The 19,701-nt window shown below is 37.3% G+C and carries 20 protein-coding genes and 1 tRNA gene; 12 read left to right on the top strand and 9 right to left on the bottom strand.

Features of this window, described 5'->3' with window-relative positions:
• Positions 1 to 51: 51 nt before the first annotated feature.
• A tRNA-Ser gene (locus tag PMAL9190_RS02645) sits at positions 52 to 142 on the top strand.
• A 96-nt stretch (positions 143 to 238) separates the two neighbouring features.
• Here PMAL9190_RS02645 and PMAL9190_RS02640 read toward each other — a convergent pair.
• Positions 239 to 1,759 carry a methyl-accepting chemotaxis protein gene (locus PMAL9190_RS02640; RefSeq protein ID WP_087843792.1) on the bottom strand — a complete coding sequence of 507 codons (1,521 nt, stop codon included), beginning with the start codon at positions 1,757 to 1,759 and terminating at the stop codon, positions 239 to 241.
• A gap of 316 nt (positions 1,760 to 2,075) precedes the next feature.
• Here PMAL9190_RS02640 and PMAL9190_RS02635 point away from each other — a divergent pair, with 316 nt between their 5' ends.
• Complete coding sequence (locus PMAL9190_RS02635; RefSeq protein ID WP_159458349.1) at positions 2,076 to 3,410, top strand: diguanylate cyclase domain-containing protein; 1,335 nt, start codon at positions 2,076 to 2,078, stop codon at positions 3,408 to 3,410.
• Positions 3,411 to 3,513: 103 nt separating this feature from the next.
• Here PMAL9190_RS02635 and PMAL9190_RS02630 read toward each other — a convergent pair whose 3' ends face one another.
• Entirely contained in the window at positions 3,514 to 3,885 is a 372-nt protein-coding gene (locus PMAL9190_RS02630; RefSeq protein ID WP_087843790.1) for a hypothetical protein, read from the bottom strand.
• Between the two features lie 305 nt (positions 3,886 to 4,190).
• On the opposite strand from PMAL9190_RS02630, the gene PMAL9190_RS02625 reads away from it, so the two are divergent.
• Together PMAL9190_RS02625 and PMAL9190_RS02620 are read left to right on the top strand one after the other, a co-directional pair.
• Entirely contained in the window at positions 4,191 to 4,472 is a 282-nt protein-coding gene (locus PMAL9190_RS02625; protein WP_087843789.1) for a lipoprotein, read from the top strand.
• Between the two features lie 117 nt (positions 4,473 to 4,589).
• Complete coding sequence (locus tag PMAL9190_RS02620) at positions 4,590 to 5,063, top strand: carbohydrate-binding protein (protein WP_087843788.1); 474 nt, start codon at positions 4,590 to 4,592, stop codon at positions 5,061 to 5,063.
• A 49-nt stretch (positions 5,064 to 5,112) separates the two neighbouring features.
• On the opposite strand, the gene PMAL9190_RS02615 is transcribed toward PMAL9190_RS02620, so the two are convergent.
• Positions 5,113 to 6,420: a hemolysin family protein gene (locus tag PMAL9190_RS02615; RefSeq protein WP_087843787.1), complete on the bottom strand. Its 1,308-nt coding sequence runs from the start codon at positions 6,418 to 6,420 to the stop codon at positions 5,113 to 5,115.
• A gap of 256 nt (positions 6,421 to 6,676) precedes the next feature.
• On the opposite strand from PMAL9190_RS02615, the gene PMAL9190_RS02610 reads away from it, so the two are divergent.
• Positions 6,677 to 7,105 (top strand): lysozyme inhibitor LprI family protein, encoded by a 429-nt coding sequence (locus tag PMAL9190_RS02610; protein WP_087843786.1) that lies wholly within the window; start codon positions 6,677 to 6,679, stop codon positions 7,103 to 7,105.
• A gap of 89 nt (positions 7,106 to 7,194) precedes the next feature.
• On the opposite strand, the gene PMAL9190_RS02605 is transcribed toward PMAL9190_RS02610, so the two are convergent.
• The 3 genes from PMAL9190_RS02605 to PMAL9190_RS02595 are packed head-to-tail and all read right to left on the bottom strand — an operon-like array spanning position 7,195 to position 11,110.
• Complete coding sequence (locus tag PMAL9190_RS02605; protein WP_087843785.1) at positions 7,195 to 8,040, bottom strand: DmsC/YnfH family molybdoenzyme membrane anchor subunit; 846 nt, start codon at positions 8,038 to 8,040, stop codon at positions 7,195 to 7,197.
• 1 nt (position 8,041) lies between these two features.
• The gene (locus tag PMAL9190_RS02600; RefSeq protein WP_087843784.1) at positions 8,042 to 8,659 is read right to left on the bottom strand and encodes a DMSO/selenate family reductase complex B subunit; all 618 of its coding nucleotides are present in this window, start codon (positions 8,657 to 8,659) and stop codon (positions 8,042 to 8,044) included.
• Positions 8,660 to 8,668: 9 nt separating this feature from the next.
• A complete protein-coding gene (locus PMAL9190_RS02595) occupies positions 8,669 to 11,110 on the bottom strand; it encodes a DmsA/YnfE/YnfF family dimethyl sulfoxide reductase (RefSeq protein ID WP_087843783.1) in 2,442 nt (813 codons plus the stop codon).
• 311 nt (positions 11,111 to 11,421) lie between these two features.
• On the opposite strand from PMAL9190_RS02595, the gene PMAL9190_RS02590 reads away from it, so the two are divergent.
• The 4 genes from PMAL9190_RS02590 to PMAL9190_RS02575 all read left to right on the top strand — a co-directional run bounded on the left by PMAL9190_RS02590 (position 11,422) and on the right by PMAL9190_RS02575 (position 13,812).
• On the top strand, positions 11,422 to 12,000 hold the full coding sequence (locus PMAL9190_RS02590; RefSeq protein ID WP_087843782.1) for a molecular chaperone TorD family protein: 579 nt from the start codon (positions 11,422 to 11,424) through the stop codon (positions 11,998 to 12,000).
• Positions 12,000 to 12,554: a ferredoxin-type protein NapF gene (gene napF, locus PMAL9190_RS02585; protein ID WP_087843781.1), complete on the top strand. Its 555-nt coding sequence runs from the start codon at positions 12,000 to 12,002 to the stop codon at positions 12,552 to 12,554. Before PMAL9190_RS02590 ends, napF begins: the two co-directional genes overlap by 1 nt.
• Before the next feature lie 141 nt (positions 12,555 to 12,695).
• Positions 12,696 to 13,331 carry an AcfA family outer membrane beta-barrel protein gene (locus PMAL9190_RS02580; RefSeq protein ID WP_087843780.1) on the top strand — a complete coding sequence of 212 codons (636 nt, stop codon included), beginning with the start codon at positions 12,696 to 12,698 and terminating at the stop codon, positions 13,329 to 13,331.
• 85 nt (positions 13,332 to 13,416) lie between these two features.
• A complete protein-coding gene (locus tag PMAL9190_RS02575; protein ID WP_087843779.1) occupies positions 13,417 to 13,812 on the top strand; it encodes a YgiW/YdeI family stress tolerance OB fold protein in 396 nt (131 codons plus the stop codon).
• A gap of 139 nt (positions 13,813 to 13,951) precedes the next feature.
• Here PMAL9190_RS02575 and PMAL9190_RS02570 read toward each other — a convergent pair whose 3' ends face one another.
• Positions 13,952 to 14,332 carry an AzlD domain-containing protein gene (locus PMAL9190_RS02570; protein ID WP_087843778.1) on the bottom strand — a complete coding sequence of 127 codons (381 nt, stop codon included), beginning with the start codon at positions 14,330 to 14,332 and terminating at the stop codon, positions 13,952 to 13,954.
• Positions 14,333 to 14,346: 14 nt separating this feature from the next.
• Entirely contained in the window at positions 14,347 to 15,135 is a 789-nt protein-coding gene (locus PMAL9190_RS02565) for an AzlC family ABC transporter permease (protein ID WP_087843777.1), read from the bottom strand.
• 325 nt (positions 15,136 to 15,460) lie between these two features.
• Between PMAL9190_RS02565 and PMAL9190_RS02560 the strand changes: the two genes are divergently transcribed.
• The 3 genes from PMAL9190_RS02560 to PMAL9190_RS02550 all read left to right on the top strand — a co-directional run bounded on the left by PMAL9190_RS02560 (position 15,461) and on the right by PMAL9190_RS02550 (position 17,946).
• Positions 15,461 to 15,841, top strand: a complete 381-nt coding sequence (locus tag PMAL9190_RS02560) for a RidA family protein (RefSeq protein ID WP_087843776.1) — start codon at positions 15,461 to 15,463, stop codon at positions 15,839 to 15,841.
• Positions 15,842 to 15,892: 51 nt separating this feature from the next.
• Positions 15,893 to 17,182, top strand: coding sequence for an L-cysteine desulfidase family protein (locus PMAL9190_RS02555; RefSeq protein ID WP_087843775.1), 1,290 nt, complete (start codon positions 15,893 to 15,895; stop codon positions 17,180 to 17,182).
• A gap of 98 nt (positions 17,183 to 17,280) precedes the next feature.
• Entirely contained in the window at positions 17,281 to 17,946 is a 666-nt protein-coding gene (locus PMAL9190_RS02550) for a helix-turn-helix transcriptional regulator (RefSeq protein ID WP_087843774.1), read from the top strand.
• 86 nt (positions 17,947 to 18,032) lie between these two features.
• On the opposite strand, the gene PMAL9190_RS02545 is transcribed toward PMAL9190_RS02550, so the two are convergent.
• Positions 18,033 to 19,433: an APC family permease gene (locus PMAL9190_RS02545; protein WP_087843773.1), complete on the bottom strand. Its 1,401-nt coding sequence runs from the start codon at positions 19,431 to 19,433 to the stop codon at positions 18,033 to 18,035.
• Positions 19,434 to 19,701 lie beyond the last annotated feature (268 nt).

Genomic DNA, 19,701 nt, shown 5'->3' with positions numbered 1-19,701 from the left:
GTTCAATAAAGACTTTACAACTGATAAGGTTATGATTAGTATAGCTGCCATGGAGAGATGGCTGAGTGGTTGAAAGCACCGGTCTTGAAAACCGGCATACGTTTATAGCGTATCTAGGGTTCAAATCCCTATCTCTCCGCCATATTTAAGAAAACCGTTAATGAAAATTAACGGTTTTTTTTCGTTTGTATAAAAGCAGCATCAAATCTTCTAAAACCTCAAGCCGCTCTTCCTCACATTACTGAAATGCTTTGGACAAAGTGATAAGTTTAACTGAGCTATTTTTCATGTGACCCATACTAAGATTAATGGATTCCATTTCTTTGAGGTTATTTGTAGAACTATCATAAATTTGATGACTGTTCTGATTAATATCTTTAGATACAGTTGCTTGTTGATCTGTTGCTGTCGATATTTGAATCGATAAATTTGATATCTCAACGATTAATTTGAAGATATCTTCAAGCTTAGACGTCATATCATTAATATCTGTAACGCAAATATTGGCATTACTAATTCCTTGCTCCATTCGCAGCGCTATTTTATTAAGGGACTGAATCATATAATTAACTGATTGTTGGATTTGAGAGGTTGCTTTATGTGTACGTACACTTAATGCTCGTACTTCTTCAGCAACGACAGAAAATCCACGCCCATGTTCTCCTGCTCGTGCTGCTTCTATTGCCGCATTAAGTGCCAGCAAATTGGTTTGATCTGAAATGCTCTGTATCTCTTGAAGAATTGACGTTATTAACTCGGTTTCATTAGCAAGTTTGGTTGTTAATTCACTCGTTTCATTTATATCAGTTGTTAACTGCATAATATGTTCTGTAGTGATAGAAATTAAATCTTCAGTATCATGGCAAGAAGACTCCACGACAGAGGTTGATACTAATGTTTGTTGGCAGCTTTCCGCAACATTATTGATACTTGATGACATTTCTTCAATTGCTGTAGAGATACTGTCTAAATGAGAATTTTGTTGTTGTATCTTATTAGTACAATTGATCGATAGCGTGTTTACCTTTGTTATTTCATTATCAACCTCAATTGAGGCCTCTTGAGTTCGAGCTAGAATTGCGCGTATTTGTGCATCCTTCATTGAAATTAAATATTCCGCAATGTTATAGCTATTTTTATTAAAAATACCTTGTGAAAAACTTTTATGTTGTTGTTCATTATGCTGTATCCAAAGTGGATAGGAGATTAATTCGCGATAAAATATGGCTAAAGTTAGCATTGGTAGTAATAAGCTAAAGAAACTTGATATGCTAATACATAAAGTAAGTGTTATCGCAGTTAATAAACTATATAGACTCCACTTTATGATGGGGGAAATACTATTTTTTATTTTGCTATTTTTGTGTAATTTTTTATATAAATTTTCAGCTTTTTTTCTTGCTTTTGGATCAAGACAAAGACGAACAGATTGATAGCCTATTACTTTGTTGTTTTCAAATAGTGGGGTAACAAAAGCATCAACCCAATAAAAACTACCATCCTTACATTTATTTTTTACAGCACCTCGCCAATATCGTTGTTGTTTAATGCTTTTCCATAAATCTCCAAAGACACAGTCGGGCATATCTGGATGACGTAAGATATTGTGGTTTTGTCCAATTAATTCCTCTCGAGAATAGCCAGATATGTCGCAAAAATAATCATTAATATAAGTGATGTTGCCGTCAATATCAGTGGTTGAGACGATTTGACTAGATAAATTAAGTTGAATTTCTTGTTCTAAGTTAGAAGATAACATTATCGTGCACCATATGCTCTTTGTTTGATATTATAATAGTAGGCCATAATTTGAAAAGTAAATTGTTATGAATAACATTGTGATCATTGTTTTGTTTTTTTTAGGGGTAATGTTAGCGTTGCGAGTATGTGGTAAATTCTGATATTGTTGAATTTAGATGCATCTCTCAATTTTTTTGTTTTGTTTTCATACGGTTGGAAATATAAAGTAAATAGTCTAGAATGGTGGTAGCAAGGAAATGCGACTAAATTGTTATAAACCTGACTCTTAATTGGAGTGGTAAAAATGAACAACAATTATATTAAAGAACATGACCATGGATAGAAAACAAAAAACAATAATATTTTTAATTGTTACGTTAATTATAACTATCTTTGGTGTTGTTATTATTGAGAATATTAATTCTACTTATAACAAACAACTTATTCATGAAATTAATAACAAAGCAAAAGAAAACTTAGCTGCATTACGTTTTGAATTAGAATCTACTTTGGTTAATGATATCTATTTAACAAGTACATTGGCAGATATTGCTACAATAGATTTTGAAAACCGTAATGAAGTATTAAACAGAATATCTGAAGCTGTAATATTTAAAAGCGGACATCTAACAAGTGTCGGATTTGCAAAAAATGATATTATTGATTTTGTTTACCCTTTTGAGAATAATGCTAAAGCGATTGGACTTGTTTATAAAAATAATCCTGAACAATGGAAAGACATAAAAAAAGCAAGAATAACAAAGCAAATTTTAATTTCTGGACCCATTAGTTTAATTCAAGGAGGAAAGGCGTTAATTGTTAGGGTTCCAGTATTTTATGATTATCCAAATAATAATCGATACTGGGGAGTAATAAGTGGTGTTATTAATTATGATAAATTATTTGAAACATTAACGGCGATGAAAAACTTTGAAAAATATGATTTATCGATAGTTGATGTATCTGATAGTCAACAGCAGAATTTTATTTATGGTCAACCAAAAGCAATAGATAATTACCTTTTTTATGAAGAGGTTAAGTTGCCATATGGAAAATGGGGTATTTATCTTTCAGACAATAAGCGTAATAGTGATTATTTTAATGATAATGTCAGAATTATCGCATATCCATTACTTATTTGTTTTATCATGTTATTTTTAAGTATTGCATTATTATATATTACTAACGAACATCGTGCTTACCATGATGCATTAACAAAAACACCCAATAGACGGTATTTAATTAAAAAATTAGCTAAAATATTTAAGCAAGCGAAACTAGGTAATATTGATGGAACATTTATTATTGTCAATATAGATATCGATAAATTTAAACATATTAATGACAGTTATGGTCATGCCGCAGGCGATACAGTTCTAACTGTATTAAGCAAAAGAATTAAAAATAATCTGAGGAAAAATGATATCGTTGCTAGATTGGGCGGTGATGAGTTTTTATTATTAATTAATTTTAAAAATGATAGTATAAATATTAAAGATAGAGTTATTGATATAGTTAAGGATGTAACTCAAGATGCGATATTATTTGATGGTAAGCAAATACCAATTAGTATTACATCAGGTTATGTTGTTTATGATGAGTCAATAGCAAACTTTTGGGACATGTTAATTTTAGCAGACAAAGCAATGTATAATAAAAAAGCATATTAAGCGCTAAAATTAATTTTATGGTTAATATTGGTATACATAGTTTTAAGAAAATAAAGCTGTTAGCAATGCTAACAGCTTTATTTTTTGATGCTATAACTTGTGATTATTCACAAGTGCTACAAGCTTGCAGTGCGATTTCGTGTTCAAAAGCTACTTGACCTAATGCCGTTGTGTTGGCTGCGATTTCTTGTTCAATTTCTTTCAGATCATCAGCATCAATACCATTTGAGGTTAACTCTTCTTCAGTGTAACCAAATGCATTTAATAATAAGTAATCACGCGCTTCTTCTGGGGTACAAGTGATAATTACTGTTAGATCATCACCAAAAGCAGTATCACCTGTGATGATTGCGGTAATTTGTTGTTGGACATTGTCATACATTGCAGGTGTTAACCAACCTAAGTCAGACTCAGCTGTATTTTTTCGACAATCAAAGCAAGGAAGGAGCTGAGAGTAGCTCTGAAAATTGTTCATGGAAAGTATCCTGATCACAGTATTAATATTGCCTCGCAACTTATGCTAATTTGAGCTTAATTACTAGCGTAAAAGTAAATTATTTAATGGTGTAGGCAAGAGAAGTTGTCGCTGAAAATACGCGCCAAATATTGGACTCGTCACCAAGGAAATATTTGCAATATTTATGTATCTTGTTGATGGTAAGATAAATAGATTCAGTTGTTATAGTGTTCAGCTGTAGACTACAATCACAGCTAAATAAACATTCCCTTTAATATAATAAAGAGTGTGTCATTCATAAGTTGTTCACAATAGGGATAAACATGAAAAAGATAATAGTAGCGGCGGTGGCGGCAATCGTAGTAACGGGTTGCGCAGGAACACCGTCAAACAGTTATACCGTTGATAATGCAGCTGGCGTGTCATCGTGGGAACTATGTCGTAACATCGGCTACCATGAGTTTTTCAATCGTAACCAAAAAGCCCAGCAATTAACACGTTATGTTATCCAGCGTGGTGATGTTGACCCACAAGCTTGTCAAGCTGCAGCAGCAGAAGGCAAGAAGTTTGCAGAACAGGAATACAGTAAAACCGGCGGTTATTAAACACTTAGATACCCTTGCTTACAATATTATGCGCTAATTTGCTGTTCTTTCTGTGTTAAATTTATAAAATACAGCAATCAATATGAGTCGAATATGTAGATAGGGATAGCTACGATAATGAAAAAAAGCGCATTGCTTGTTATGTGTGCACTCAGTGCCTTGTCACTGACGTCTATTTCGTTAGTTGTACACGCCAATGAGCGTCCAACAGTATTGCCAAGTGAACGACCTGGATTACAAAGATGGAACAAAGAAACCGTATACACTAAAGGTGATAGTGCGCGTTATTTAGGCCGTTTATGGGTCGCCAAGTGGTGGACACAGGGCGATCGCCCTCAACGTGATGATGCATCGGGTCCATGGAAATTAGCAGGTCTGATTGATAACGACAATAATCACATTAAACCAAATAATTTTAAGGTTACCCGTTATCGTGCCGGAGTTAAATACAGTGCTGGTGATAGGGTGCGAATGCCAAATGGTAATATTTACCGTTGTCGCGATTGGCCTGCAACCCCATGGTGTGAATTAGAAGGTTATGCGCCAGGTAAAACTCAACACTGGCGTGATGCATGGTCACGAGTGAATTAATACAATCCATGCTGAGTATCTGCACACAAAGGCAGATACTCAATAATGGTTATTCATTAGACTGAGATGTCTCAAATGGGTAGACATTCACTTTCTCGATGCGATTGTGATCAATAACCAGAATTTCAAAATGCCATTGTTGCCAAGTAATAATATCACCGGTTTGAGGTAAACCGCCTTTGATCCACATAAGCATGCCATTCAATGTTTGATAGCCATTTTGGTCTTCATCAGGTAATTTTTTTAAATCTAAGAGATCTTTTACAACGGTGATAGGAATGAGCCCATCAAGATGCCAATGGTTATCGGCTATCTTTTGCGACCACACATCGGTTGGATCTTGAGTGGTAAATTTGCCTGTTAACGCCTCAAGGATATCTAGTGGCGTTACAATACCTTGAATATCTCCATATTCATCGACAACAAAAGCAATTTCATTGCCAGACTCTTGGAACATTTCAAGTAAATCTGTACCAGTCCAGGTTTCCGGAATAAAGAGTGGTTGAGTGATATAATCAATAATATTTTTTGAGTCATCATTACGATTATCAAGTTCAAACTGTAACAATTGCTTTGCGGTGATGGTACCTTTGACATCATCAATAGTATGATTGCATACCGGCAAGCACGAAAAAGGGCTTGCGAGTAATTTTTGTTGATAGCTTTCAACCGCATGATCAAGGTCGAGATAACTGATGTCACTCCTTGGCGTCATCATGGATGAAACTTTACGATCATCGAAATGAAAAACATTACGTACCATTGCATGCTCTTGTTGATGAATAATGCCAGTTTGAGACCCTTCATTAATAATGGCTTTAATATCATCTTCGGTTAAATGATTACTATTATTGGTACTTTTACTAAAGATGCGCAGGAATAATTCGGTTGAACCGGCTAATAAAATAACAAAGGGGCGTGACAGTAATGACAGTAAACTAATTGGGCGAGCAACGCGTAATGCTAATGGCTCTGCATTAACTTGGGCATAGCGCTTAGGGATTAATTCACCAACAACAATTGAAAAATAGGTGATAATAACCACCGCAATAATGGTAGCAGAAATGGATGCTGTGTGTGCCTGAACACCAAATGATTTCAACCATGATGAAATAGGTCCGGCTAAAGCAGCTTCACCAATAACACCATTTAGAATACCAATGATGGTAATACCAATTTGAATAGTTGATAAAAAAGTAGTCGGTTTATTGGCTAATTTTAATGCCGTAATAGCTGAGGGAACGCCTTCATCTGCTAGAACTTGTAATCGGTTTTTTCGAGATGTTACTAAGGCTATTTCTGACATAGCAAACCAGCCATTAAGAATGACCAGAAAAACAAGAATAGCGATACTCATTAAAACTCCTAACAATTAAATAGGCGAATTCATGATGAGAATCGGTATATAAGTCCGCCAAATAGGGTGAATCGCCTATTAGGCCACTTCAATTTTCATTATAACTCGCATGTGAAAATTGAAAATCCACATTTTAGTTAAATAATTTATTATATTTGAAACGTCACCATAATTTAGCATTATAGGCCGATTTAATAATAACTATTTAATATAAAAATAGACAAATAATAATGAAAACAAAATAGCTGAGGGTAAAATGAAAAAGTTATGCTTAATAAGTGGGTTATTGGTCTCAAGTTCAGCAATGGCGACGACACAAGCGACAAAGATTGACTGTGATAATGCTTATACAACGCTTGAAATTAATCAATGTGCTGAGAATAAATTTGATGTTGCTAATCAACAGTTGCAACAATATTTAACTCAGGCGATCAAGCAAAATAGCACCGATAAACAGCTTGTTGATGCAATACAAATAGCACAAAAGCAATGGCTAGAATATCAAAAAGCAGAATGTAATGCCGTATATACTCAGTGGCAGCAGGGCACAATACGTGGTGTTATGGCACTTTCTTGTAAACTTGCATTAACGCAACAACGAACATTAACGATTTGGAATAATTATCTACGTCCAATGGACAGTAGCGCTGCGGTATTGCCTAAGCCAATCGTTGATGCTGGCTAACTTTTTGTTTTAGTAGCACAAATAAAAAGGCCTCCAAAAATATTGGAGGCCTAAGCTTAAAATCATCTAGTTGATATTATAAAGCTATATTACAGACCGACAGTCATATGAAGCCCATAAAAAATACCACGCCCAGTGAGTTCAGCAAGTAAGATAAAGATCAAACTTAACAACATGGTGAACAGTGTTGGTCGTGCTTTAATGAGGCGTGGAATAAACCAGCAGATAATCGCCGCAAACAATAAACTGATCCGTAGTATTTGTAATTGGATTAGATTAGGGATCACATCCATTGCCGAGCCTAACGCTGAAGTCGTGTTATGCAAGTCAATAATCTGACCCATCACAACCACAATATATAACGCGGCAAAAATAGCCCCAACTAATGGCAATGCATTATCCATGTCTGCATTATGATGCTTGGCAATAGTCAGTAATAGGTGACCAAAAATCAAGCCTGATAAGATAGTGGTTAGTACAAATGCTAGCGGTGTATAGAGGCTATTCCATGTGGGTACTGTGCTAATTAAATACACCATGATCATTGAATAGATAAAGCTGATACCAACCAACATACCTACCACTAAAATGATGTTACGTAATGCCACTGGCCCAAACTTTAACAGTGCTAATAGCCAGTAACTTCCCCCTAATGCAAAAAATAGACTACCGGTGAAAATTTCATTGGACAGCCATGAGCTTCCCACTTGATTTAACGCATTAAATGCTCGTAATGGGCTGCCAAGGTGCATGGTTGATGCCATAAAACCTAGGCCCATTAAAACCCAAATAAAGAACATCGCTTTATGTAAGCGATCACTGACTTCTGTCGTTAGAGTGTTACGTAAAATAACACTGCCCACCAATAGGTAAGCGCCAACAGCTGTTTGTGCTAATACAGTAAAAACGATTAGCGGCCATTCATGCCAAGCCATATTAAACCTCCGTAGGATTTGCTAAGAAACCTGTTTTGTCTCCACAAGGGCGAGCATGACGGTTTGCTTTGATTACAAGATTGGGTTTGGTGTGTGATGATGGCGGTAATGGCGCAACATCAGCATTAGCGCCATATTTCGCACGTAGCTCGGTAATATCACCAAACTCTAATGCACGTAGTGGACAAGAACCGACACAAACGGGATCTAAGCCTTGCTCGACCCGCTCAAAACAACCATCGCACTTTGTCATATGACCTTTGGCTTCGTTGTATTGTGGTGCGCCATAAGGACAGGCCATGGTGCAATACTTACAGCCAATACAAATATCTTCATTAACAACCACTAAGCCATCTTGCTCGCGTTTGTGCATTGCACCTGACGGGCACACTTTGGCACAGGCGGGTTCATCACAATGATTACAGGCAATGGATAAGTAGTAAGAGAATACATCTTGGCGGAACGTATCGCCTTCTTTTACCCAATTTCCGCCTGCGTATTCATACACGCGACGGTAGTTAACGCCAACATCTAAGTCTTTGTTATCTTTGCAGGATAACTGGCAGGTTTTACAGCCTGTGCATTTACTTGAATCGATATAAAAGCCGTATTGTTTCATGATCTAACCTTATGCCTTATTAACCAGTTGTACTTCCACCAAGTTGGTGTGTTGCGGGTTGCCTTTTGCGAGCGGACTTGGGCGTTGCGTTGTTAATACGTTAATACAACCACCGTGATCGACTTTCTGTCCATCAGGGGCATACCAAGCACCTTCACCAAGTGCAACCACACCAGGCATCATACGAGGTGTCACTTTGGCATTTATGTGGAGCTCGCCGCGATCATTAAAAATACGAATCACATCACCATTAGCGATACCGCGTTGTTCGGCATCCATTGGGTTGATCCACATTTCTTGACGAGCAGCTTCTTTAATAATATCGACGTTGCCATAGGTTGAATGACAGCGCGCTTTATAATGGAAACCGGTGAGTTGTAACGGAAATTGCTGACGTTTAGGATCATTCCAACCTTCGGGCGTAGTAGCATAAATTGGCAGCGGGTGAATAACATCACCTTCGGCTAATTCCCACTCAGAAGCGATAGCTGCTAGTCGTTCGGAGTAAATCTCAATTTTACCTGAAGGGGTAGTTAATGGATTGTTGAGTGGATCTTCACGGAATGCTTTATACGCTACAAAGTGACCATTAGGATCGCGACGTTTAACAATGCCTTGTTTACGCACTGTTTCAAAGTCAGGCAAGCTTGGATCATTCGCGCGGGTTAGCTGGTATAAGTGGCGCAACCAACCTTCTTGATCACGGCCTTCAGTAAAGGCTTGCTCTACACCTAAACGCTTGGCTAAGTCGCTACAAATTTGGTAAATACCACGGGTTTCAAATTGTGGTTTAATCGCTTGATCGGCATAGATGAAATACGGCATGTTTGACGCTTTAGCATCCATACAGAAATCAGCTTGCTCAGACGTTGTAAGATCCGGCAATAAAATGTCAGCATATTTTGCTGATGAGGTCATGTGGTTATCGATCACTACAATCATTTCACACGCGCTGTCATCTTGCAGAATGTCATGGGTACGGTTAATGTCTGAGTGTTGGTTAATCAAACAGTTACCAGCGTAGTTCCAAATAAACTTAATTGGCATATCAAGTTTATCTTTACCACGCACGCCATCACGTTTCGCCGTCATTTCAGGACCGCGAACAATCGCATCTGTCCATAAGAACATTGAAATGGCAGTTTTTACTGGGTTAGCAGGAATAGGGAAGCGAACAAACGGAATGTTGTAGTCAGATTCGCGCGCACCTGTACCGCCACCATTAATACCCACATTGCCTGTTAGTAGTGATAGCATTGCAATGGAGCGACAGGCAATCTCACCATTAGCGGTACGTTGTAGTCCCCAACCTTGGTAAATTGCGCATGGTTTCGTTGAGCCAATTTCGCGTGCCAGTTTGATGATCACATCTACTGGAATACCTGTAATTGGGGCTGCCCATTGCGGTGTTTTTTCGGTTTTATCTTCACCTAGACCAAGAATATATGACTTATAGTCAGAGTTGGCTGGTGCAGAAGCTGGTAAGGTTTTAGCATCATAGCCAACGCAATAAGTATCAAGGAAAGCTTGATCTACCATGTCTTCTTTGATCATCACATGCGCAATAGCGGCCACTAATGCAGCATCAGTACCGGGACGAATTGGTATCCATTGATCTTCACGCCCACCTGCGGTGTCATTATAACGCGGATCAATCATGATCATCTTAGCGTTAGAGCGTTGCTTACTTTCCATCAAATGGTGAATATTCCCCCCACCTGACATGCGTGTTTCTGCCGGGTTATTACCAAATTGAACAATTAATTTGGTATTTTCAAGATCAGAAAATGAATTATTAGCCGCAAAGCCACCATAAGTGTAATTTAAACCAGCTGCAATTTGGGCAGTGGAATAATCGCCGTAATGATTTAAATAACCACCAGTTAAATTCATTAGCCGTGCAATAAGCGTACTGCCTGGAGGCCATGATTTTGTGACAGTACCGCCAAGTGTACCTGTGCCGTAATTAAGATAAATCGCTTCACTGCCATAATCTTTACGAATACGGGTGAGGTTGTTGGCAATCTCATCGTAAGCTTCATCCCAGCTAATACGTTTGAATTTACCTTCACCACGTTTACCGATACGCTTCATTGGGTATTTAAGGCGATCAGGGTTATAAACACGACGACGCATAGAGCGCCCACGCAAACAGGCACGTACTTGGTGATCACCATATTGATCGGTACCTGTATTATCAGCATCAACCCATTTTATCTCACCGTCAACAACGTGCATGCGTAATGGGCATCGGCTGCCACAGTTAACGGTGCAAGCACTCCAAACGACTTTTTGTTTGTTTTTACTGTCTTCAGGCTGTGAGGCTTGAGCTTTAAAGGGTAACGAAAGGCTGCTTGCTGCTACAGCAAGACCACCGACCGCAGAGCTTGATTTAATAAAATCTCTACGGGTAAAAATAGGGCTGAGTAACTGCTTTATTTTTGTTTTCATTGAACGACATTCTCTTCATTAAGCAGCATGGTTTTTATGTGCTGCAATTTTTGCGCGATAATGTCGGTAAAAATTGCTTATAACTTTGCTCTTTATCAATAAATATGAATGATTGTGTGTAAATAAATACATTTTCAACGTATTTGTGATATTTGTCACTGTTTTTGGTATACCTTAAAGGTATATGTTGTTGATTTTAATCTTTTTATTCTTATTTGTTTTATTGTTAATTTTATTAATTTGTCACAGAACAATTTACTTTTTTTGTTTTTACGTTATCTTTTGCAAAATTTTGAGTTGAGTAATATCTAATGGAACAAATAACAATTTTAGCGCGTGTATTTGGTAGCCTTTTTTATTTTCCATTAACACATACAAATAACCTTGAGCTCGTAAACGCAATGGGTGACAGTGATGAGGAAAGTTTGTTTTCTGGGTTGGCTCAGCGAATGGCAGTAGACGGTGATATTGCTTTAGCAACAGATTTTCAATTGTTATTTGAAGGTATGGATGTAATGCCTGCACCACCGTGGGGATCTGTGTATTTAGATCGTGAGCAAGTGATATTTGGCGATTCATTATTACGCTACCGCGAGTTTTTAGCCCAACAACAAATGGCATTAGATACAGGAATGCGAGAACCTGAAGATCAATTTGGGTTGATGTTGTTAGCATTAGTAAATCTTATTGAACAACAGCCAGATTATGCCGCAGCAAGGGAATTACTTGAGCAACATTTATTACCTTGGGCTTATCGTTATCTCGAGCTGGTGGAGAAAAATGCAAAAACACAAACCTATCAGTATCTCGCTGTAGCGATGCAGCAGTGGTTACATTATGTACAACAAGAATTAGTCCTAACACCTGCTGATATGAAGGTTTATTTTTAATGGCTGACCGCGACGAGCGTTATTACCGTAGTTGTTTGGATCACTACCATGTGAGCCGTCGTGGATTATTTCGAGGCTTATTTGGCGGGCTAAAGAACAGTCAGCCTCAACAACAGATTACAGTGATCCGTAGTATTGCTCGACCACCAACAGCAGTCGATGAGGCGTTATTTACGACATTGTGCAATGGTTGCAAAGCCTGTGAACAGCAATGCTCGCAGCAAGTGATTGAATGGGGTGATGATAATAAGCCGCAGCTAAATCTTGATTATAATCATTGCACTCAATGTGGAGAATGTCAGCGAGTATGTCCAACACCGGCATTATCATCACCAAACGCAGATACTGAATATCGACCAATATTTAGCGCGGGTTGTCTCAATCGCGTTTCCGGACACTGTCAAACCTGTGTTGAGCAATGCCCTCAACAAGCATTAACGATTAATAATAATCAACAGCCACAAGTCGATAGTTGCCGTTGTGATGGTTGTGGTTTATGTCGCAGTAATTGTTATATCGGTGCGGTGACCTTGGCGTTAATGACTGTTACTTAATGTGATACCTGTGTCATTTTTTTGAGTGATGCATCTCTAGGTGGTTATTTAAATTTGTTATTGGTCACTTTCTTCACGATCTCTTCACGCGCATGGTTATAAAGTTACTCCAACGAAAGAGCTTTGGATGCTTATAACACAATGAACAATAAATTATTATTACCGTTAGCTTTATTATGTTCACCAGCATTTGCAGGACCATATGTTGGTCTTGAGGTTGGTGCAGCTTCAATTAATCATGGTTTTAGTACGCATTTTGCCACGGATGCTAAAACTGTAACACCAAGTAACTCATCGACAACCTTTGGCGGCTTTGTTGGTTACCGTAGTAATAACATTGGTATTGAGTTGGGTTATAAGCAATTTGAATTAGAAGGCTCAACCAGTCAATATTTACCACTGCAAGGTAGCTATACTCACGAAAGAGAGTGGGAGGCTGATATTAATGTGCAGCAGTTTATTGTCAAACCTGTTTATTTTTATGCGCTGACTGAAAATGTACAATTAAAAGCCGGTGCAGGTATTACTTATACACAATATGATTATTCATCATCGGCTCAAGATGAATATGAAAATGTATTTAATGATGATATTGAATATAGTACCCCTCGTTTAGGTGGCGAAAGCAAGAATAAGAGTGAGGTTGGTGTGATAGCTAGCATTGGTATTGATTATAACGTTTACCATAATATCAATATTGGTGCAGCGATGGAATATTACGTCGACAGCACTGCAAATGGCGGTAACGTAACAGTAAATACAACGTATTTCTTCTAATACGTCATCAATAAATTATCTATTAAATGTCATTATGAATAAGCATTTAATATTAACCATCTCTTAGATTAAGAAGTATTTAAATATGAAAAAGTCAATTTTACTGGTTACCTTACTAGCAGCAATGACATCAACAGCTGCATTTGCTAATAACCAAGTTATTAATCAAGTTGCTCAACCACAACAACAAGGTTTTTCTGGTCCAACACATGGTATTAACACGGTTAAAGGTGTAGTAGATGCAGGCATGTTTAGTGATGATACGCCTGTAACATTAACCGGTTACTTAACTTCATCACTGGGTGGTGAGCATTATACCTTTACTGATGGTAGTGGCACGATGACGGTTGAAATTGATCATGACAAGTGGTTCGGTCTTCAAGTTACACCACAAACAAAAATCACTATTCAAGGTGAAATCGATAAAGAATTCAACCATACTAAAATTGATGTTGATCACGTACGCCTAGCACAAAAATAATACATATTGATATGTCAATTAAACCTAGTTTGATATCAGACTAGGTTTTTAAGTATTAGTAAAAATAAAAAGCCCGAGCGGTAAAGCTCGGGAAAGAGAGAGTGGAACATTTATTATTATCGAGAGTCGGTAATATTTTTTAGCACATTAGATGATGAAAGAAGTGCAGCATAGGATCAAGGTAAGTTTGGAATAAAATTAATGAAATCAAACCACCAATAACCACCCAAATAAGACCAAAGCGTAAACTAATCATAGTACAAACAATAGCTGCTAATAATTTAGGATTCTCAAGATTAAATGCAAAGTTTGATCCTTTACCTAAAATTTCAACTGCAATAATAGCGGGTAAAACAGTCACAGGAACAAAGCGTAATGTTTTTTTGAATCGCTCTGACATATTAAAGCGACCAGCCATTCCAATGACGGCAAAGCGAATAATAAATGTGGCTGCAATCATCGCCAGTGATAAATAAAGAACATAATCATTATCTAAAGCAATATGTGCGTGAGTATGCATGGTTATGATCCTTACTATTTATTAATCGTAGTGGTTGATGAAAGGGTCTGTTGGTATTGCTGCTCATCAGCTAATTCTTGGAGAATGATTTTTTTAGCTTCAGCTTTGGTTTCTGCTTCCATTCTCTCAGTTGAGATATCCATTCTGTAACCTGCGTAAACACCAACGATAGCTGCAATCACAAGGCCTAATGAATAAGGTAATCCTGATAATAAAATACCAGTGACTGTTGCAATAACAGCGGCAACAATACATTCACGCTTTTTAACTTGTGGAATAACAATCGCAATAAAGGCTGCGACCATCGCAAAGTCTAAACCGTAATCAGCAATATGTGGGAATGAAGAGCCAATCATTGCACCACAAAAGTCGGCTACGACCCAGTTAATCCAAAAACCAAACATTGCTGCTAAATAAAACCACTGACGTCCCGGCTTTTCTTGCTTCATTTCACCAATGGTTGCTGCATATACCTCATCGGTTAGACCATACGACATCAGCATTCGTGTTGGCATGTTGTATTGTTTTACATATTCGGATAGTGAGGCGCTATAAAGAATGTGGCGTAAATTAATAACAAACGTGGTAACAAAAATAACAATAATCTCGGTTGATGATTGTACTAAACCAAGCGCTACCATTTGTGCAGATCCTGCAAAGACGGTTAATGACCATAATGTACTTTGTAAAACAGACATGCCGGCATTAATACTGATCGCACCTACAATGAAGGAGAAAGGAAATGCTCCTACGCAAAGAGGAAAGATAGCTTTTAGTCCTGCTTGTATTAATTGTTTCTTCATGAGCGGCCTACTTTAATGAGTGTGTCTAATTCAAAAATAATTGCAGAAAATAAGTCTACGGTGTTTTTTTGCTATTTTATTTTATGCAAATATATTTGATTTAAATGACGTTTGCAATGCAAGTTGCAAGACATTACACGATACTCTCTGTCTGTTTTTAGTTATTTTTTAATTAAAGTGCAACTTAACCCTTGATTGGTAACGAATAATTGCTATTTATTTAAAAGTGGAACATATGATTCCAATATTGCGCGCAAATAAAGTTGCACAATTTCAAAGTTAAAGGTTAAACTAAATTTGATTTTTAGATAGAGAGATAAAAAACATGTCAAAAGTAATCACTTCAAAAAACGCACCTGACGCAATTGGTCCTTATTCTCACGGTAATGCATTTGGTGAATTGATTTTCACATCAGGGCAACTACCTGTATGTAAAGAGAAAGGTGGCATTGTTGCTGGTGGTGTTGCTGAGCAATCTCGTCAATCTCTAGAAAATTTACGTTCTGTACTAGAAGCTGGTGGCGGTGATATGAACACTGTTGTTAAAACGACATGTTACTTAGCAAATATTGATGATTTTGCTGCTTTCAATAAAGTTTATGCAGAATTCTTTACAACAGAGTGTCCAGCACGTAGTTGCTTTGCTGTTAAAGATTTACCTATGGGTGCATTGGTTGAAATTGAAGCAATTGCATACCGCAAATAATTTACTCATAAATAATAACTAAAATAATTAGTGCCATTAAGGGTCATCAATATGAATACACAATGGAAGCAATACAAAAAAATCATAAACACTGTAGTTAAACCCGCATTTGGTTGTACTGAGCCTATTTCAGCAGCCTATGCTTCAGCTGTTGTTGCCCAATTATTGGGTCAAGAAGTTGAAGAATTAACAGTTAAGGTTTCAGACAACTTATTTAAGAACTCGATGGGTGTGTTTGTTCCAGGTACAGGTAAGATTGGTTTGCCAATTGCTTCTGCTGTAGGTGCTATCGGTGGTAACCCTGAAGGTGGTCTTGAAGTTTTAGTTAATATTACAGCTGAAGATGTCGAAAAAGCTCAACAACTTATTGATGCCGGTAAAGTACACGTAGGCCGTAAGGATGTTGAAGAGTTTATTTATTGTTATGCAGAAGCAAAAGCGGGTAACAGTATTGCTACTGTCGAAATTAGTGGTGGTCATACACAAATCATTAAAAAGACGCTAAACGGTGAGATTGTTTATGATACAACTGCTTTAAATGGCTGTGAGCAACAGCAAAAATCCACCGCTTCTGTATGTGATGATATCGATATCTCTATTGCAGGTATTTATGAGTTTGCAACAGAAGCCGATTTTGCAGATATTGAGTTTATTCTACAAGCACGTGAACTTACGGTTGCGCTTTCTAATGAAGGTTTGAATAATAAATATGGACTGCAAGTCGGCCGTACTTACCAAAAGAACATCGTAAATGGCCTATTAGGTGATGGTCTGGCTAATCGTGCTGTAATGCGTTCAGCTGCTGCGTCTGATGCGCGAATGGGAGGCGCAACATTACCTGCAATGAGTAACTATGGTAGTGGTAACCAAGGTATCTGTGCATCTATGCCTGTGATTGTTTTTGCAGATCATTGCCAAGCAACTGATGAGCAACTAGCGCGTGCACTTATCATGAGTCACTTAGGTGCCATTTACATGAAGTCTTTTTATCCACCACTATCACCTTTTTGTGGTTGTGCAGTAACAAGTTCAGCAGCATCTATGGCAATGACATATCTGCAAGGTGGCTCGTTTGAACAAATCTGTTTTGCTATTCAAAATACGTTGAGTGATACCACAGGTATGTTCTGTGATGGCGCTAAATCAACATGTGCGATGAAAGTGAAGAGTTCAACTAGTTCAGCTGTAATGAGCTCGTTAATGGCAATTGATAACCATGGGGTACATGCTCAAGGTATCGTTGCTAATGATGTTGAAACTACGATCCGTAATGTGGGTCGTATGGTTACTGAAGGTATGGCAAATACTGACAGAACAATAATTAAGATTATGTCTGCATAATCGCTGCATTTTAACCGCCTGAACTATATTTATTCATGAAAGTGATGAGAGTAGAAGGCGGTTTTTTTGTATCTATAATTTAGCCAATGGAGTGATGAATGTTATTACGAAAATTAACGCCAAGTGATTACCATATTCTTCATGCAATTGAGAATATTGTTGATGGCATTGCTGCAATGCGAGGTGAACATACAGAAGTATTACTGCATAGCTTAGATATTCGTCATCCATCGATAATCAAAATAGTGAATGGGCATATTACCGGACGAGAAGTGGGAGCACCGATTACCAATCTTGCCTTAGTTAAACTGAATGAAGGCAAAGATATTTCAGATGCTTATATAACTAAGTGCCCTGATGGTAAAACATTACATTCAATTACGACTATTATTCGTAATCATCTTCAACACCCAATTGGTATGCTATGTGTTAACACCAATTTAGATGCACCATTTCAATCGATGATCCAATCTTTCTTACCCAATATCACGTCTCATTGTGATCAGAGTTTTACTGCTGAAACGTTTGCGCGAAATAACGATGAAATGATGCATAGCGCCATAGAATCTATTCGTCTTCAGATCATGGGAGATAATAGTATTCCACCCTCAAAGAAAAGCCGTGAAATTGTTACACGGTTAAATGAAATGAATATTTTTGATTTAAAAGATAGTGCGCAGATTGCAGCTCAAGGGCTGAACATTTCTATACATACCATTTATCGATATTTGCGTGAATTACGTCATCATGAAGCACTACATTAATAGGTGTAATAATATAAAAAACCGCAGCATTAGCGCTAATGCTGCGGTTTTTTTTGTGTCGCTATAGACGATGATTATTTGAGTAATTAAGCCTGTTTGAGCTGCTTGTTACGATAAATAATAGCAACAATCGCTGGAAGACTAAAAAGAATAAACCCTGAAATTAATGCAATTGCAGCTGTACTTTTGTTAATGCTAGATGGTACATCAAAAGAAACAAAAATAGTGATGAAACAGCTGATTAAACCAAGAGTTGAAGCGATGATCATACCAAATTTTCCGCCAGGCACGCGGAAGGGACGCTCAATATGATGATGTTTACGACGTGATGCTAAGAAACTGATGAAAATACAAATGTACATTACCATGTAAAGTTGCGTCATCAGAATATTAAGTAACCACATACCTTGGTTAACATTGGGCACTAATACAAACACTAGCGATAATAAGCTAACAATAGCACCTTGCAGTAGTAGTAGTGGCACTGGTGCTTTATTACGGTTTTCTTTAGATAAGCGTATTGGCATAAACTTATCTTTAGCTGCAACGTGTAAACTTTTAGTTGGAGCAATGATCCAGTTATTCAAACTAGCTAGGCTACCAAATACAATTGCCAGTGCAATTACAGGCAATAAGAAAGGTAAATTCATATCTTCAAAGAAGGTTTTAAATGCCAGAATAATACCTTCACTTAAACTTGAGTTATTGTGTGAAACAACCGCTGCAATAGATAATGAACAAGCCGTTAGCGATACTAAAATCATGATAGTCGAAACTAATAATGCTTTAGGATAGGCTTTTTGTGGGTTCTTAACTTCATTTGCATAAGCAGTAGTGATTTCAATGCCGGTAAGCGATAACACAACGGCAGTGAAACTTGCGCCAATACCACTTTGAGAGAAATCAGGTAGCCAATCTGAAACATGACGTAATGAGATATGTGATGATTCTGGGTTGGTATATGTCCAATAGCCACCTAATGCAATAATAAGCAAAATAGGGAAGATCAGACCAATCATACCAAAAACATTAGTGATCAGTGATGATAGACGTAAGCCAAAGATGTTAACTAGGGTCAGTGCCCAAAAGATTACATTAATCATCACTAGCATAAAGATATTATTTTCTGCTAGATGAGGGAAAAATGGGTAAGTACCAGTCGCAACAATAAATGAGATCAATGGTGGATAATAGACAATATTTTCAGCATATTGATACCAAACTGTAATAAACCCAAAATTAGGTCCTAATGTTTCTTTACCCCATAGATAAACCCCACCTTGTTTAGGATAAGTGGTGCTCATTTCTGCACAGACTAATGCTGTTGGTACAAAAAAACATAATCCTGCTAATAAAAAGAAAGAAATGGCATGGCTGCCAAAGAGTGCTGCACCTGGTAAATTGCGGATACTATCTACCGAGGTTATCGTGATCATTATTATCGAGAAAACGCTTAGTTTTGCAGCAGATTTTGCGATATCGCCCATTAAAGGCCCTCAGGTTAAGTCCGCAAAATGTGTTATAAAACAGCAAGCAATGCGGTATTCAAAAAAAAAAAGAGTAGCATTTTAGAGCCTGTAGCTTACGTTGGTATATAGGCAAAAATGACATATTGATTACCAAAAATGGTAATAAGGATTCAGTATAGTAAACGATAAATACTTTTAAACATTTTTTTAGTCCAATATTGAAATGTTAGCAGTATAAGTTTAAGAATTATAAGCTTATTTAGCTGCTATCTTGTAGTATTTAAGT

Source organism: Photobacterium malacitanum (assembly GCF_900185615.1).
Taxonomy (GTDB): domain Bacteria; phylum Pseudomonadota; class Gammaproteobacteria; order Enterobacterales; family Vibrionaceae; genus Photobacterium; species Photobacterium malacitanum.
This window is presented reverse-complemented; position numbering and strand designations above follow the sequence as displayed.